This is a genomic window from Kitasatospora sp. NPDC042419, from assembly GCF_056437345.1.
Genome location: NZ_JBWKAW010000014.1, coordinates 84,771 through 100,434 on the forward strand (window position 1 = coordinate 84,771; position 15,664 = coordinate 100,434).

Genomic DNA, 15,664 nt, shown 5'->3' on the forward strand with positions numbered 1-15,664 from the left:
GAGCCGCGCGGACGGTTGCCGCGGGGGGCAGGGCTGGCTGCTGGCACGCTGGGGCTTCCTGTCGACCGGTGGGGCCGCAGTGGCTCGAACTGATGTGTGCCCCCTCGCGGGCCCACCCTGGCACGGCGGACCGGCGGGTGTCCACATACCGGGTATGCAGGGCGGGACAAAAGCCGCCCCCGCTGCCGTTCCGGGCAGCGGGGGCGGGGGTCCCGGGCACGAGCCCGGCGCGGGCCTGCGCGCGACCGGCGACGGACGGCGACGGGCAGCGACGGGTGGTGTCGGACGGTGTCGGGCGTCCGTGGACAGGAGCCGGGGCCGGGACCGGGACCGGGGCTGGGACCGGGGTCGGACGTCAGCCGAGCGTGGCGGCGGCGGTCGGCGAGCTGTCCCGGAGGAACTGCGAGCAGCGCTCCGCCTCCTCCTTCTCCTCGATCGCGGCGGCGGCCCGGCCGAGCGCGTGCAGCGCCCGCAGGAAGCCCCGGTTCGGCTCGTGCTCCCACGGCACCGGGCCGTGGCCCTTCCAGCCCGCCCGGCGCAGCGAGTCCAGCCCGCGGTGGTACCCGGTGCGGGCGTACGCGTAGGACTCGACGGTGCGGCCGGCGGCGAAGGCGTCGTCGGCGAGCTGGGCCCAGGCCAGCGAGGAGGTCGGGTACTTCGCCGCGACCTCGGCCGGGGAGGCGCCGCCGGCCAGCAGCTCCAGCGGAGCGGGCTCGGCGGGCAGGTGCGTCGGGGGCGGACCCCCGAGGAGGTTCTGGTGAATGGTCATGCCCCCCAGTGAACCACTGGGGGGCATGACCGCAGACCCTGCCGTGGGGCGGGGACCTTACTTCAGGCGGTTGCCGGCCGAGCGCAGCTGCTGCGCGGCCTCCAGCACGCGGGCGGCCATGCCGGCCTCGGCGAGCTTGCCCCAGGTGCGCGGGTCGTAGGTGTTCTTCTTGCCGACCTCGCCGTCGACCTTCAGGACGCCGTCGTAGTTGCGGAACATGTGGTCCACGACCGGGCGGGTGAAGGCGTACTGGGTGTCGGTGTCGAGGTTCATCTTCACGACGCCGTTCTCCAGCGCGGTGGCGATCTCCTCGGCGGTGGAGCCCGAGCCGCCGTGGAAGACGAAGTCGAACGGGTCCGACTTGCCGTACTGCTTGCCGATCGCGTCCTGCAGCTCGCGCAGCAGCTCCGGCTTCAGCACGACGTTGCCCGGCTTGTAGACGCCGTGCACGTTGCCGAACGAGGCGGCCAGCAGGTAGCGGCCCTTGTCGCCCAGGCCCAGCGCCTCGGCGGTGCGGACGGCGTCGTTGACGGTGGTGTACAGCTCGTCGTTGATCTCGTGGGTGACGCCGTCCTCCTCGCCGCCGGTCGGGGTGATCTCGACCTCAAGGATGATCTTGGCGGCGACGGCCTGGGCCAGCAGCTCCTCGGCGATGGCCAGGTTGTCGTTCAGGGTCTCGGCCGAGCCGTCCCACATGTGCGACTGGAAGAGCGGGTTCCGGCCCTGGGCGACGCGCTCGGCGGACAGCGCCAGCAGCGGGCGGACGTAGCCGTCCAGCTTGTCCTTCGGGCAGTGGTCGGTGTGCAGCGCGACGGTGATGTCGTACTTGGCGGCGACGATGTGCGCGAACTCGGCGAGCGCGACGGCGCCGGTCACCATGTCCTTGTTGTGCTGGCCGCCCAGGAACTCCGCACCACCGGTCGAGATCTGGATGATGCCGTCACTCTCGGCCTCGGCGAAGCCGCGCAGCGCGGCGTGCAGGGTCTGCGAGGAGGTCACGTTGATCGCCGGGTAGGCGAACTTGCCCGCCTTGGCCCGGTCCAGCATCTCGTTGTAGACCTCGGGAGTTGCGATGGGCATGCGAATCCGCTCCTGTCGGGTTTTTCGGCGTACGGACGGTGCTGTCCGACGCTGTGTACGCCTGGTGACGACTCCGGGGTACCGGGGCAGCTGCGCGGCTCTGCGGTGCGGCCTGCCGGTACCAAGGTTCGAGGCAACCGCCGCGGGTCGGCCATGAGGGTGGTGCCACCGCGGACCGGGCGCCCGTGCCATCTTCCCAGAACGCCCACCGGCTCCACCATGTGGCCCGCCAGTCGGGACGGCGGGCTTCCCCGGACGCCCCCCGGTGGGCGCCGCAGGCCGTACGGGAGCCGTCCTGAAGCCGTCCGGAGGCCGTCCGGCGGCGCCCCGGCGGCGCCGGACGGCGGGTGCGGCGCGGTGTACGACGAAGGGATGAGGGCCCGCTCGACCCCGGGGGCGAAGCTTTGGTAAAGACAAGCCCGCTATTCTGCGCCCGTGGACTACAACCAGCTGGCCGTCAATCTGCTCGACGCCAAATCACTGATCTCGTCCCTCGGTGCCATCGGGCTGATCGCGATCATCTTCGCGGAGACCGGCCTCCTGGTCGGGTTCTTCTTCCCGGGTGACTCGCTGCTCATCATCGCCGGTGTCGCCGCTTCGGACGCCGCCTCGTCGGTCCTCGGCGACGGTGCGAAGCTGCCGATCGCGACCCTGCTGATCGGGGCCCCGATCGCCGCCATCGTCGGCGCCCAGCTCGGGCACCAGATCGGTGTGAAGGTCGGGCCGAAGATGTTCGACAAGCCCGAGTCGAAGATCTTCCGCCGCGAGTACGTGCTCAAGGCCGAGGAGTACTTCAACAAGTTCGGGCCGGGCAAGGCCGTCGTGCTGGCCCGCTTCATGCCGATCGTCCGCACCTTCCTGAACCCCGTCGCGGGCACCCTGGAGATGCCGGCGAAGACCTTCTTCCTGTGGAACGTGATCGGCGGTGTGCTCTGGACCGAGTCGATGCTGCTGATCGGCTACTTCTTCGGTGACGCACTCGCCCCGGTGATCGACAAGTACCTGATCCCGGCGGTGCTGCTGATCGTGCTGCTCTCGGTCTCGCCGATCCTGGTCGAGATCGTCCGCGAGCGCCGGAAGAAGAAGGCCGGCGGCGACGTGGCCGAGGACGACGAGGCCGTCCAGGCGGGCGGCGGGCGGCACCGGCGCGGCTGAGGACGCGGCCGGACGACGAACGGACGGAGAACGGCCGGGGCCGGTCCTGTTTCACGTGAAACAGGACCGGCCCCGGCCGTTCCGTTGCGGTGGGGGCGACGCCGGGCCGCGGGAGGCGGCGGCCGGGGGCTCAGAGGCCCAGGTCGTCCAGGGTGTACGCGGTGACGTACGGCAGGCCGGCGGCCTCGATCGCGGGGGCGGCACCGCGCTCGACGATCACCGCGACGCCGACCACCTCGGCGCCCGCCTCGCGCAGCGCCTCGACGGCGGTCAGCACCGAGCCGCCGGTGGTGGAGGTGTCCTCGACCGCCAGCACCCGGCGGCCCTTGACCTCCGGGCCCTCGATACGGCGCTGCAGACCGTGCGCCTTGCCGGCCTTGCGGACCACGAAGGCGTCCAGCTCACGCCCGCGCGCGGCGGCGGCGTGCAGCATCGAGGCGGCCACCGGGTCGGCGCCGAGGGTCAGCCCGCCGACGGCGTCGTACTCCAGGTGGGAGGTGGCGTCCAGCATCACCCGGCCGACCAGCGGGGCGGCCTGGCCGTCCAGCGTGATCCGGCGCAGGTCGACGTAGTAGTCGGCCTCCTTGCCGGAGGAAAGGGTGACCTTGCCGTGGACGACGGCCTTGTCCTTGATCTGTGCCAGCAGGGCGTCGCGGTCGTTGCTCATGAGCGTCCAGTCTAGGGCCTGCCTCCCGGGGCCGCTCCCGGCTAGCGGCGGCGCAGGGCCCTGACCAGCACCACGGCGCCGCCCAGCAGGGCCACACCGCCGCCGATCACCCACGGCACCGCGCTGCGGCCGCCGACACCCGGCACCACGATCCCGCCGGCGTCGCCGCCCCAGCGGGAGGCCGCCCGGGCCCTGGCGCTGCGGGCCGGCAGGGCGGGTGCGTACGGGCCGCGCGGCGGGGCGTGGTCGACCTCCTCGGCGGAGCGGCCGACGATGCTGCGGCGGACCGGGCCGCCGAGCACGGGGTCCTGCTCGTACTCGAAGGGCAGCTCGGTGGGCAGGTCGGCGGAGACGGCCTCCTCGGCGGCGGCCGCGGCGGCGTCGGTGTCCTCGGGCTCGTCGACGTCGCCGATGGGGAGGCCGAAGCGCTCGGCGTCGGCGTCCGAGAAGGCGATCAGGTCGGAGAGGTCGTCGTCGAGGTCGTCACCGGGCTCGTCCTGGCGGTCCTCCTGGTGGTCCTCCAGGAAGACCACGGTCGCGGTGCCCGACTGCTCCTCGGCGGGCTCGTCGGCGGCCTCGTCGGCGGGCTCCTCGCCGGCCTCGTCCTCGGTGGCCTCGGCGGCGGTCCCGTCTTCGGCGGCCTCGTCCGCAGGCTCCTCGCCGGCCTCGTCCGCAGGCTCCTCGCCGGCCTCGTCGCCGGGCTCCCGGGCCGCGTCCGCGCCCGTGTCCTCGGCGGCGTCGGCTTCCTCGGCGGAGTCCGCCGCTGCCTCCGGAGCCTCGTCCGCGTCCGTGTCCGTGTCCGCGCCCGTGTCCTCGTCCGGGCCGGTCTCCGCCGCGCCGTCGGGGGAGGCGAGGGCGGCGGCGAAGCGGTCCAGCAGCCGGCGGCCGGCCGCGGCGAGCGTCTCGCCGTCGAACTCGGTGAGCCGCCCGGTGGCGGTCAGGTCGCCGGTGAAGCGGACCACCGCGGTGCCGTCCTCGGCGCCGTCGGCGACGCTGACCCGGACGGTGGCGGTGGCCTCGCCGCTGCCGCGCGCCTCCTGGCCCTCGGCGAAGGCGGTCAGCACGCCCTCGCGGCCCTCGATCAGCGACAGCACGCCCTTGTAGGTGATGGTGGAGGTGCCGATCCGCAGCTTCAGACGCCCGCCGATCTCGTCGGCCGGGCCGCTGCCGACGGCGGCCGGTTCGGTGCTCAGCCCAGGCACGGAACGCGCCAGCAGCGCCGGATCCTGCAGGGCCTGCCGGACCAGCCCGGCCGGCATCGGGACGACAACCTCATGCTCCATGCCACGGAGCCTACCGACCGAACCCGTTCCCGGCCCCGCCCCGTCCCCTACCTGTCGCACGAGCCCCGCGCCGGCCCCGGCCGGGCCGTGTCCGGTCACCCCGCGGACGCCCCCCGCGCGCGCCCGGAAGGAACCCGGCCCGACGGCGCCGCCGCAGGGGCCCGCCGGCGCCGGAACGGGGCCGGTGCCCGGGCTCAGCGGGGGCCGAGCAGGGTGAGGGCGGCCGGCGGGCGGGCCGGCCGGGCGGCGGTGAGACGGGCGGCGGAGGCGCGGAGGGCGTCGGGGGTGAGGGCGCGCGGCGGCGGCGCGTCGGGGCCGAGGGAGAGCGGCGGCTGGGCGGCCGCGGCGAGCAGGAAGGTCTGGCCGCCCTCCGGTCCGGGCCGGCAGCTGGCGGTGGCGCTGCCCGCGACCGCGTACGGGACGGTCCGCAGCCCGGCGGCGCGCAGGCCCGACTCGACCTGCCAGAGGCCCTGCCGGCCGTTCTGCTCGTCGCCGCCCCGGACGGCGAGCCGCCCGCCGGGGGCGAGCAGCCGGGTGGCGAGGCCGTAGAACTCCTGGGAGTGGAACTTCGCCGGGCCGCCGTCGGCGGGGGCGGGCAGGTCGGCGAGGACCACGTCGAAGGCCGGGCCGGGAGCGGGGCGGACGCTGCGCAGCCACTCCAGCGGGTCGGCCTCGGCGGTGCGGACCCGGGGGTCGTCCAGCGAGCGTCCGGAGAGCGCGGCGAGGCCCGGGTCGGTCCGGGCCAGCCGGGGGAGCGCCGGGTCGGGGTCGACGACCAGCACCGAGCGGACCCCGCTGTGCCGCAGCACCTCCCGCAGGGCCAGCCCGTCGCCGCCGCCGAGCAGCAGTACCCGGCCGTCCGGGCCGGCTCCCATCGCCGGGTGGACGAGCGCCTCGCTGCCCCGGTACTCGTCCGGTCCGCAGACCGCCAGCCGGCCGTCCAGGTAGAGCCGGAGCGGGCCCTCGGCCGGGCCGGTGAGCACGATCTCCTGGTACCGGCCGTGGGCGTACCGCACCTGGCCGCCGTACAGCGCCTGCCGGGCGGCGCGTTCGACCGCGCCGGACCAGGCGGCGGCCGCGGCGAGCACCGCCAGCACCAGGGCGCAGCCGCCCCAGAGCAGCAGCCGGACCCGGGGGGCCGGCTCCTCGCGGAACAGCCAGAGCACGACGGCGGAGCCGGCGACGGCGTTGACGGCGCCGGTGACCAGGGCGCCGCTGCCGGGGCCGAGGGCGGGCAGGATCAGGAACGGGAAGGCGAGCCCGCCGATCAGCGCGCCCACGTAGTCGGCGGCGAAGAGGTCGGCGGCGGCCCGTCCGGCGTCCTCCCGCCGGATCCGTTGGATGAGCGTCATCAGCAGGGGGATCTCGGCGCCGATCAGCACTCCGATCAGGCAGGTCATCCCGACCATGGCGGCCTGGTAGCGGCCGATCCAGGCCCAGCAGGAGTAGAGCGCCAGGACGGAGAGGCCGCCGGTGAGCGCGAGCGCGCACTCGACCAGGGCGAAGGCGGTGGCCGGGCGGCGGGTGAACCGCTTGGCGAGCAGGGAGCCGAGGCCCATCGCGAACACCATGACGGAGAGCACGACGGAGGTTTGGGTGACCGAGTCGCCGAGCAGGTAGTCGCCGAGTGCCACGAGTTCCAGCTCGTAGACGAGTCCGCAGGCCGCGCAGACGAACGCGGCCAGCAGGACGGCCAGCCGGGCGAGCTTGGGGCGGGCACGCAGCCGGGACCGACGGCGGGCGGGCAGGGGGGTCAGGCTCCGCCCGAGCCGTGGTGGGCTGCCGTCGTCGAGGTCGAGGCCCGGCTGTGCGGGGGGCGGACCGGCCGGATGGTTGATCACGAACAAACGCTAGGCGACGTTCGGGACGGACGGCTGCGCCCATTCGACGGACAGCTGAACACGACAGGTTGACGAATCGTTCCTGCGTACGAATGAAGGATCTCGACCGGGGCTATGGAGGGTTCGGCCGTCTCGGTCACCGGGACACCACCAGCGAGGACCGGGTGCAGACCAGCTGCCCCTCCTGCGGGTAGGCGTGCCAGGTGCGCCAGAGCAGCCGGTCCGCGCCGCCCTGGGTGACCAGCGCGGTGAAGGCGCTCGGGTCGCCGGGGAAGACGCCGGCCAGGCCGCGCGGGTGCCCCTCGACCAGTGCCAGCAACTCCTGGGCGCGGGCGGCGAAGTCGTGCGGCGGCAACGCCTCGATCCGGGCCGCGAACTCGTACTCCCACCCGTCCACCTGTTTGGCGACCCGGGCCGGCAGTGGTGTTCTGCGGCCGGGCAGGCAGGCGACGGTCTCCAGGCAGTGGCCCGGGCCCGCGGTGATCACCACCTGGTGCGAGGCGCCCAGCAGTCGCAGCTGGAGGGTGCCGGGCGGTCCGGGGTGGCCGGGGCCGTCGAGTCTCAGGTCGCGGACCGCGAGAGCGGGCAGCGGGTCGCCGCCCAGGCACCAGGCCAGGTCACCCGCGCGGGTGTCCGTGTAGGAGGTCTGCAAAGTGGTGAGCATGCTCGGCTCCGCGTTTCAGCTCCGTGCGCGCCCGCCGAGCAGCAGCGAGTTGGCCTAGGCAAGGGCGAGGCTGTTCGTGGCTGTACGGTCCAGGGCGCGGCCGACCGTGGAAGGAAGGATTCCGGCTGGAGATTCAGCAGCAGAGAAGCACGAATACGCCGGGTCCGTCGGTGATTTACCCAACTTTGTCAAGCATTCACCGTTTCGAGCACATCTGCTTCCCTGCTCTGATCGACCCGGTGTGCGACTATGCACCGCGCGCGCCCCTCGCCCCGGATCGCACGCCGTGTGCGCTGGTCATGCGCTGTCCGCACGACCTGTACGCCCCTGACCCGGACGCGCCCGGCGCACGGTACCCGGACCGGGCCGCGGATTGCCGCCAGGGCACGCCGGATTGCCTGGTGAGCATCGAACGGCCGTGTCCACCAGGTGAGTTGACGAATCGTCGGAGCGTGCGAGAGATCCCGCAGATCGGTCAGAGCCGGGCCAGCCGGGTGACCGCCTCCTCCAGTACCTCGACCTTCTTGCAGAAGGTGAAGCGGACGAGCGGCCGGCCCGCGTCGGCGTCGTCGTAGAACACCGCGTTGGGGATCGCCACCACCCCGCACCGCTCGGGCAGGGTGCGGCAGAACTCGATGCCGTCCTTCTCGCCCAGCGGAGTGATGTCGGTGGTGATGAAGTAGGTGCCCTCGGGGACGAAGACGCGGAAGCCGGCGGCGGCCAGCCCGTCCGCCAGCAGGTCGCGCTTGCGCAGCAGGTCGGCGCGGAAGCCGGCGAAGTAGTCGTCGGGCAGGCGCAGGGCCTCGGCGACGGCGTACTGGAACGGTCCGGCGCTGACGTAGGTGAGGTACTGCTTGGCGGTGCGCACGGCCGCCACCAGGGGCGCCGGGGCGGTCACCCAGCCGACCTTCCAGCCGGTGAACGAGAAGGTCTTGCCGGCCGAGGAGATGGAGACGGTGCGCTCGCGCATGCCGGGGAGGGCGGCGATCGGGTGGTGGGCGCCGCCGAACACCAGGTGCTCGTAGACCTCGTCGGTGACCACCAGGAGGTCGCGCTCGACGGCGAGTTCGGCGATCGCGCGCAGTTCCCCGGGGGTGAGCACCAGGCCGGTGGGGTTGTGCGGCGAGTTGAGCAGCAGCAGCCGGGTACGCGGGGTGACCAGGCCGCGTAGCCGGTCCAGGTCGGGGCGGAAGTCGGGGGCACGCAGCGTGAGCGGGACGCGGACGGCGCCCGCCATCGCGATGCAGGCGGCGTACGAGTCGTAGAACGGCTCCAGGGCGATCACCTCGTCGCCCGGCTCCAGCAGCGCCAGCAGCGTGGCGGCGATCGCCTCGGTGGCACCCGCGGTGACCAGCACCTCGCCGTCGGGGTCGTACGCGAGGCCGTAGAAGCGCTGCTGGTGCCCGGCGATCGCGGCGCGCAGTTCGGGGACGCCGGGGCCGGGCGGGTACTGGTTGCCGAGCCCCTCGCGCAGTGCGCGGACGGCGGCCTCCCGCACCTCCTCCGGTCCGTCGGTGTCGGGGAACCCCTGGCCGAGGTTGATCGAGCCGGTGGCCACGGCCAGCGCGGACATCTCCGCGAAGATCGTCGTGCCGAGTCCCTCCAGCCGACGGTTCAGCAGCGGCCTCTCACCCATCACGGCTCCTCACGCCTCGGTGGTCGGCCCCCATCCTCGGTCCAGGGGAGGGCCCGGGACAAGGACCGCCCGCCGGGAACCGCGGCGGCCCGCCACCGGAGTGCCGGTGGCGGGCCGAGGGGTGGCCGGGAGGGCGCGGGCTCAGGCCTCGTCGGTGCCCTCGGAGGGCTTCTCCTCGCCGTCCTCGCCCTCGATCTCCTTCTGCAGGCCGAGGCGCTCGACGATCCACTGCTCGAAGCCCACCGCGGCCTGGGTCCAGTTGGCGGTGGTGGTGACGAAGTAGTCCAGGTTGACGCCGGTGCCGACGATCATCTGGGCCTCGCCGATCAGGCGGACCACGCCGTCCTCGTGGGTGTGGGTGTACACCTTCGGCCAGAGGGTCTCGCGGTTCCACTCGTCGATCAGGTCGAGGATCTCGGCCTTGTCCTCGAGCGGGTAGGCGCGGTCGTAGAACGCGCGGACGGCGAAGAGCTCCTTCTGCTCACCGCGGAACATGTAGTAGACGCGGAAGCCCTCCCAGGGAGCGGTGAGGTCGCCCTCCTCGTCGACGACGTGCTTGAGCTGCATCTGGTCGAGGAGCTGGCCCACCAGGGCCTGGTCCGGGACGATGATCGGCGGCGGGCCGGCCGGGCGGCCGCCCTGGCCGCCGGGCTGTCCGCCCTGGGGCACACCGAACGACGGGATGGACGACGGGTCGATGCTCATGGGGTCCTCTTCCTCAGTGCACGTGGTGGTCGGCAATGAGAGGCCGCCCTTCCACCTCCCATCCTGCCTCATCGGGGCCCTGCCTCACAGGGGCGACCGCGGTCCGGCCGGGCATGGCCGGATCAAGGTGGCGCCCGGTGACCGGGCCCGGTCACCGGGGGTGCACAAGGGCCGGTCACGGGGGGTGTCCGGGGGTCGGCAACCGGGAGCGCCGGAGGTCGGCCGCCCTGGTCGGGGGGCCTCCTCCGGCGCTGTTTCCGGTGCCGTTCCCGGCGCTACTTCTCCAGCGGGCCGCGGGCCCGGACGGTGAGGCGGTCGGCGTCCTCGTCCCGCTCGACCAGGACGGTGTCGCCGTCGTGCACCTGGCCGGCCAGGATCGCCTTGGCCAGCTGGTCGCCGATCGCCGACTGCACCAGCCGGCGCAGCGGCCGCGCGCCGTACGCCGGGTCGTAGCCGGTGAGTGCCAGCCAGTCGCGGGCGGCCGCCGAGACCTCCAGGGTGAGCCTCCGCTCGCGCAGCCGGTCGCCGAGCCGGGCCACCTGGAGATCGACGATCCTGGTCAGTTCGGCGGTGCCGAGCGGGTCGAAGACCACGATGTCGTCGAGCCGGTTGAGGAACTCCGGCTTGAAGGCGGCCCGCACCGACTCCAGGACCAGGTCCTTCTTCCGCGCCTCCGGGGTGGCCGGGTCGACCAGGAACTGGCTGCCCAGGTTGGAGGTGAGGATCAGGATCGCGTTGCGGAAGTCCACCGTGCGGCCCTGGCCGTCGGTGAGCCGGCCGTCGTCCAGCACCTGGAGCAGGACGTCGAAGACCTCGGGGTGGGCCTTCTCCACCTCGTCCAGCAGCACCACGCTGTACGGGCGGCGGCGGACCGCCTCGGTGAGCTGGCCGCCCTCCTCGTAGCCGATGTACCCGGGCGGGGCGCCGACCAGGCGGGAGACGGAGTGCTTCTCGCCGTACTCGCTCATGTCGATGCGGACCATGGCCCGCTGGTCGTCGAAGAGGAAGTCGGCCAGGGCCTTGGCGAGTTCGGTCTTGCCGACGCCGGTGGGGCCGAGGAAGAGGAAGGAGCCGGTCGGCCGGTCCGGGTCGGCGATGCCCGAGCGGGTGCGCCGGACGGCGTCCGAGACGGCCTGGACGGCCTCCGCCTGGCCGATCAGGCGGCGGCCCAACTCCTCCTCCATGCGCAGGAGTTTGGCGCTCTCGCCCTCCAGCAGGCGGCCGGCCGGGATGCCCGTCCAGGAGGCGACCACGTCGGCCACGTCGTCCGGGCCGACCTCCTCCTTGACCATCGAGGCGGAGGCGTCCTGGCCGGCGGCACGCTCCTGGGCGTCGCTGAGCTCCTTCTCGGCGGCCGGGATCTCGGCGTACATCAGCTTGGAGGCACGCTCGAAGTCGCCGTCCCGCTGGGCGCGTTCGAGCGCACCGTGCAGGTCGTCCAGCCGTTCCTTGAGCTCGCCGACCCGGTTCAGGCTCTTCTTCTCCTGCTCCCACCGGGCGGTGAGGACGCTCAACTGCTCGTTCTTGTCGGCGAGATCACGGCGCAGCTTGGCCAGCCGGTCGACCGAGGCGGCGTCCGACTCCTTCTCCAGTGCCAGCTCCTCCATCCGCAACCGGTCGACGGAGCGCTGGAGTTCGTCGATCTCGACGGGGGAGGAGTCGATCTCCATCCGGAGCCGGGAGGCCGCCTCGTCGACCAGGTCGATCGCCTTGTCGGGGAGGAAGCGGGAGGTGATGTACCGGTTGGAGAGCGTCGCCGCGGCGACCAGCGCGGCGTCCGCGATCTGCACCTTGTGGTGCGCCTCGTACCGGCCCTTGAGGCCGCGCAGGATGGCGATCGAGTCCTCGACGCTGGGCTCGCCGACCAGCACCTGCTGGAACCGTCGCTCCAGGGCCGGGTCCTTCTCGATCCGCTCGCGGTACTCGTCCAGCGTGGTGGCGCCGACCATCCGCAGCTCGCCGCGGGCCAGCATCGGCTTGAGCATGTTGCCGGCGTCCATCGCGGAGTCGCCGCCGGCGCCCGCGCCGACCATGGTGTGCAGCTCGTCGATGAAGGTGACGACCTGGCCGTCGCTCTGCTTGATGTCGTTCAGGACGGCCTTCAGCCGCTCCTCGAACTCGCCGCGGTACTTGGCGCCGGCCACCATCGCGCCGAGGTCCAGGGCGACCAGGCGCTTGCCGCGCAGCGACTCCGGCACGTCGCCGGCCACGATCCGCTGCGCCAGGCCCTCGACGACGGCGGTCTTGCCGACGCCGGGCTCGCCGATCAGCACCGGGTTGTTCTTGGTCCGGCGGGAGAGCACCTGGACCACCCGGCGGATCTCCTGGTCCCGGCCGATCACCGGGTCGAGCTTGCCGTCCCGGGCCGCCTGGGTGAGGTCGGTGCCGTACTTCTCCAGCGCCTTGTAGGTGCCCTCCGGGTCCGGCGAGGTGACCTTCCCGCTGCCCCGGACGTCCTTGAACGCGGCCAGCAGCGCCTTGGGGGAGGCGCCCTGCCGGACCAGCAGCTCGGCGACCGGCCCGCCCTCGGCGGCCAGGCCGACCAGCAGGTGCTCGGTGGAGACGTACTGGTCGTCGAGGTCGTCGGCGCGCTTGCCGGCCTCGGTCAGCACCGCCAGGGTGTCGCGGGCCAGCTGCGGCGCCGCGACGGTCGAGCCCATCGCGCTGGGGAGCCCGGCCAGCAGGCGGCGGGCCTCGGCCTCGACCCGCGGCACGTCCGCGCCGACCGCCTCCAGGAGCGGCCTGGCGATGCCCTCGGGCTGTTCCAGCAGGGCGATCAGGATGTGCACCGGCTTGACGTCCGGGTTGCCCGCGCCCCCGGCCTGCCGGATCGCGGCGGACAGGGCGTCCTGCGTCTTGGTGGTGAACTTGCTGGCGTCCACTGCTGGGGTGTCCTCCCTTGTCGTGCGTCGAATCTGCTGTCTACAGCATGCACTAAGTTGAGTCTATTCCGCTCAACTTTCAGATGAACGGTCGGGGCGGGCGCTCGGAGCGGGCTTCCGGGCCCCCGTCGCAGGGGCCCCGGCGGCCGGCGGCACCGCCGAGCGCGCACCGGCCTCCGGCTGCGCACCGGCCTCCGAGCGCGCACCGGCCGCCTGTCGGGCGGCGGCAGTCTGCCGCGACCCCGTGGCCAGGCGCGGGCCCGTCGCCAGCCGCGCCCCCGCCGACCGCCTCGGGCCGGCCGTCCGCCGGGTCAGCGTCAGCAGCTCCCGGGCCGGTCCGCTCGGCCGGCGGCCGGCCGGCCAGACCGCCCGCAGCGGACGCCGCAGGTCCAGCCCGTCCGCCAGCGGCACCTCCACCAGCCGCCGGGTCGCCAGCTCCTCCACCACCGCCAGCTCGCTCAGGCAGACCGGCCCCGCGCCGGTCATCGCCGCCGCCTTCAGCGCCGTCGACGAGGCCAGCTCCAGCCGGGGCCGCGCCGCGCCCCCGTACGGCGCCAGCGCCATCTCCAGCACCTCCCTGGTCCCCGACCCGGGCTCCCGCAGCACCAGCGGCGTCTGCGCCAGCTCCGCCGCGGTCAGCGGGGAGCGGCGGCGCGCCCAGGGGTGGTCCGGCGCGACCACGACCACCAGCCGGTCCGCCGCCACCACCGCGCCGGCCAGCCCGGGCGGGGCGGACGGCCCCTCGACGAACCCGAGGTCCGCGTCCCCGGCCAGCACGTGCCCGGCCACGTCCGCCGAGTTGGCGGTGCGCAGCGTCACGGCCGTCCCCGGACTCGCCTCGTGCAGGGCCAGCAGCCAGCCGGGCATCAGGTACTCGGCGACGGTCAGGCTGGCCACCACGGTCAGCCGGGCGTCCCGGCGCTCCCGGAGCGCGTCGATCCCGGCGTCCAGCGCCTGCGCGGCCTCCACGACCTGCCGCGCCCACTCGACCACCAGCCGGCCCGCCTCGGTCGGCCGGGAGCCGCGCGGGGAGCGGTCCAGCAGCGGGACGCCGATCTGCCGCTCCATGCCCTTGATCCGGGCGCTGGCGGTCGGCTGGCTCACCCCCAGTTCGGCCGCGGCCCGGCCGACGCTGCCGAGCCGGGCCACTGCGAGCAGCAGCTCCAGTGCACCGAGTTCGGGGACGCGCGGGGAGAGGGCCATAGATTCAGGCTATGTCCTCATAGAGCGTGCGGCGCTACCGGCCGGGGGCGCCCCGGGAGACGGTTGGTGCCATGGCCACCCTGATCAGCCCCCGTCCCAGTCCCAGCCCCCGCCCGCGACCCCGTCCCCGGCTCCGCCCGTCGGACCGCGCCCGCCGCCTCGACCTCGCGCAGCTCGGGCCCAACTGGTACGCGGTGGTCATGGGGACGGCGATCATCGGCAACGGCGCGGCCGCCCTCCCGGTCCGGCTGCCCGGCCTGATCGGCTTCGGCGAGCTGATGTGGGCGCTCGGACTGGCCGGCCTGCTGCTGCTCGGATCCGCCCGGCTGGTCCACCTGACCCGCCACCGGGAGGCCGCCCGCGCCCAGCTGCTGGACAACCCGGCCACCGCCGTCTTCTACGGCTGTCCGCCGATGGCGCTGCTCTCGGTCGGGCTCGGCACCCTGACCATCGGCTCGCGCGTCATCGGCACCGGCCCGGCCGTCGCCCTCGACGCCGTGCTCTGGACGGCGGGCACCGGGTACGCGCTGCTGGTCGCGGTCGGCATCCCGTACCTGATGATCACCCGGCACGCCGTCTCCCCGCTGGAGGCCAACCCGACCTGGCTGCTGCCGGTGGTCGCCCCGCTGGTCGCCTCCGCGAGCGGTCCCGCGCTGATCCCGCACCTGCCCGCCGGCACCGCCCAGCAGGCTCTGCTGTACGGCTGCTGCGCGCTGTTCGGGGTCGGGCTGCTCGCGACGCTGGCGCTGCTGCCGGTGGTGCTCACCGGCCTGGTGCACACCAAGCTGCCCACCCTGGTGCTCACCCCCTCGCTGTTCCTGGTGCTCGGCCCGCTCGGCCAGTCCACCACCGCCGTCCACCAACTCGCCGACGCCGCCCGCCCGGTGACCCCCGCGGTCGCGCCCGTCGCGCTGGCCCTCGCCGAGCTGTACGGGGTGGCGGTGCTCGGCGTCGCGATGCTCTGGCTGGCCCTCGCCGTGGCCGCCAACCTGCGGGCCCGGCGGGCCGGCATGCCGTTCGCGATGACCTGGTGGGCGTACACCTTCCCGGTGGGCACCTGCGTCACCGGGGCCGCCGCGCTCGCCCGGCACACCGGCTTCCCCGGGTTCACCGGGCTCGCCACCGGCCTGTTCGTGCTGCTGCTCGCCCTCTGGGCCCTCGCCGCCGCCGGGACGGCGGCCGGACTGGCCGGCGGCCGGCTGCTGGCCCGCTGAGCCGGGGGCCCGCCGAGCCGGAGCCCGCTGAGTCGGAGCTCGCTGAGTCGGAGCTCGCTGAGCCGGAGCTCGCCGAGCCAGGGGACCGGCGGCGGGCTCCGGCTCGTCCCCACGCGGCTCCGGCTCCTCCCCACTCGGCTTCGCAGCGTTCCCGTCCGGCTCCGGCCGGTTACCGAGCGAACACGGCCGGACCGGACGACGGTCGTCCGTCACCGACCGGCCGACCGGTTGAGTTTCCGCCGTCGCACCGCGCTGACCTGCGCATTCGCAGAAACCGGAAGCGGTCGCCCGCACATCCGGCCGCACCGGCGGTGCAGGTTTCTGCAATTGCGAGAACATGCAGTCGGGCGGCACTTGTTCACCGGCCGTCACGCTGTGAGGGTGGAGTCACGCCAGGTCGCCCGGGCATCCGCAGCCCGATGACGGCGACTTGCTCTTCATTACTGGATGCGACCGGTACGTCCGCACGTGCCTGCATATCGGGGGGAAGAGCGCCGGCCGGGACGCCATGTGTGGTGATGGCACCCGGGACCGGAGCCGGCGAGGCGTTGCTGCTCCGCCTCGC

At 74.0% G+C, this 15,664-nt stretch carries 11 protein-coding genes and 1 pseudogene; 2 read left to right on the top strand and 10 right to left on the bottom strand.

Going from position 1 to position 15,664, the window contains the following annotated elements:
- Positions 1-355: 355 nt before the first annotated feature.
- Both AC067J_RS24855 and fbaA read right to left on the bottom strand, forming a co-directional pair.
- Entirely contained in the window at positions 356-769 is a 414-nt protein-coding gene (locus tag AC067J_RS24855) for a DUF3151 domain-containing protein (protein ID WP_478302638.1), read from the bottom strand.
- Between the two features lie 57 nt (positions 770-826).
- Positions 827-1,849, bottom strand: a complete 1,023-nt coding sequence (gene fbaA, locus AC067J_RS24860; RefSeq protein ID WP_478302640.1) for a class II fructose-bisphosphate aldolase — start codon at positions 1,847-1,849, stop codon at positions 827-829.
- A gap of 435 nt (positions 1,850-2,284) precedes the next feature.
- On the opposite strand from fbaA, the gene AC067J_RS24865 reads away from it, so the two are divergent.
- Positions 2,285-3,004: a DedA family protein gene (locus tag AC067J_RS24865; RefSeq protein ID WP_478302642.1), complete on the top strand. Its 720-nt coding sequence runs from the start codon at positions 2,285-2,287 to the stop codon at positions 3,002-3,004.
- 130 nt (positions 3,005-3,134) lie between these two features.
- Here the strand turns inward: AC067J_RS24865 and pyrE are convergent, their stop codons facing one another.
- The 8 genes and pseudogenes from pyrE to AC067J_RS24905 all read right to left on the bottom strand — a co-directional run.
- Complete coding sequence (gene pyrE, locus AC067J_RS24870; protein WP_478302644.1) at positions 3,135-3,671, bottom strand: orotate phosphoribosyltransferase; 537 nt, start codon at positions 3,669-3,671, stop codon at positions 3,135-3,137.
- A 41-nt stretch (positions 3,672-3,712) separates the two neighbouring features.
- Entirely contained in the window at positions 3,713-4,954 is a 1,242-nt protein-coding gene (locus AC067J_RS24875) for an SRPBCC family protein (protein WP_478302646.1), read from the bottom strand.
- 194 nt (positions 4,955-5,148) lie between these two features.
- Positions 5,149-6,795 (bottom strand): polyamine aminopropyltransferase, encoded by a 1,647-nt coding sequence (locus tag AC067J_RS24880; RefSeq protein ID WP_478302648.1) that lies wholly within the window; start codon positions 6,793-6,795, stop codon positions 5,149-5,151.
- A 136-nt stretch (positions 6,796-6,931) separates the two neighbouring features.
- On the bottom strand, positions 6,932-7,459 hold the full coding sequence (locus AC067J_RS24885; protein WP_478302650.1) for a DUF2617 family protein: 528 nt from the start codon (positions 7,457-7,459) through the stop codon (positions 6,932-6,934).
- 475 nt (positions 7,460-7,934) lie between these two features.
- Positions 7,935-9,095 (bottom strand): pyridoxal phosphate-dependent aminotransferase, encoded by a 1,161-nt coding sequence (locus tag AC067J_RS24890; RefSeq protein ID WP_478302652.1) that lies wholly within the window; start codon positions 9,093-9,095, stop codon positions 7,935-7,937.
- A 141-nt stretch (positions 9,096-9,236) separates the two neighbouring features.
- Entirely contained in the window at positions 9,237-9,800 is a 564-nt protein-coding gene (locus AC067J_RS24895) for a type III secretion system chaperone family protein (protein ID WP_478302654.1), read from the bottom strand.
- Positions 9,801-10,075: 275 nt separating this feature from the next.
- Positions 10,076-12,682: an ATP-dependent chaperone ClpB gene (gene clpB, locus AC067J_RS24900; protein WP_478302656.1), complete on the bottom strand. Its 2,607-nt coding sequence runs from the start codon at positions 12,680-12,682 to the stop codon at positions 10,076-10,078.
- A 297-nt stretch (positions 12,683-12,979) separates the two neighbouring features.
- Positions 12,980-13,885: pseudogene (locus AC067J_RS24905) on the bottom strand (LysR family transcriptional regulator); the annotation flags it as partial.
- Between the two features lie 71 nt (positions 13,886-13,956).
- Here AC067J_RS24905 and AC067J_RS24910 point away from each other — a divergent pair.
- A complete protein-coding gene (locus AC067J_RS24910) occupies positions 13,957-15,099 on the top strand; it encodes a TDT family transporter (RefSeq protein WP_478302658.1) in 1,143 nt (380 codons plus the stop codon).
- Positions 15,100-15,664 lie beyond the last annotated feature (565 nt).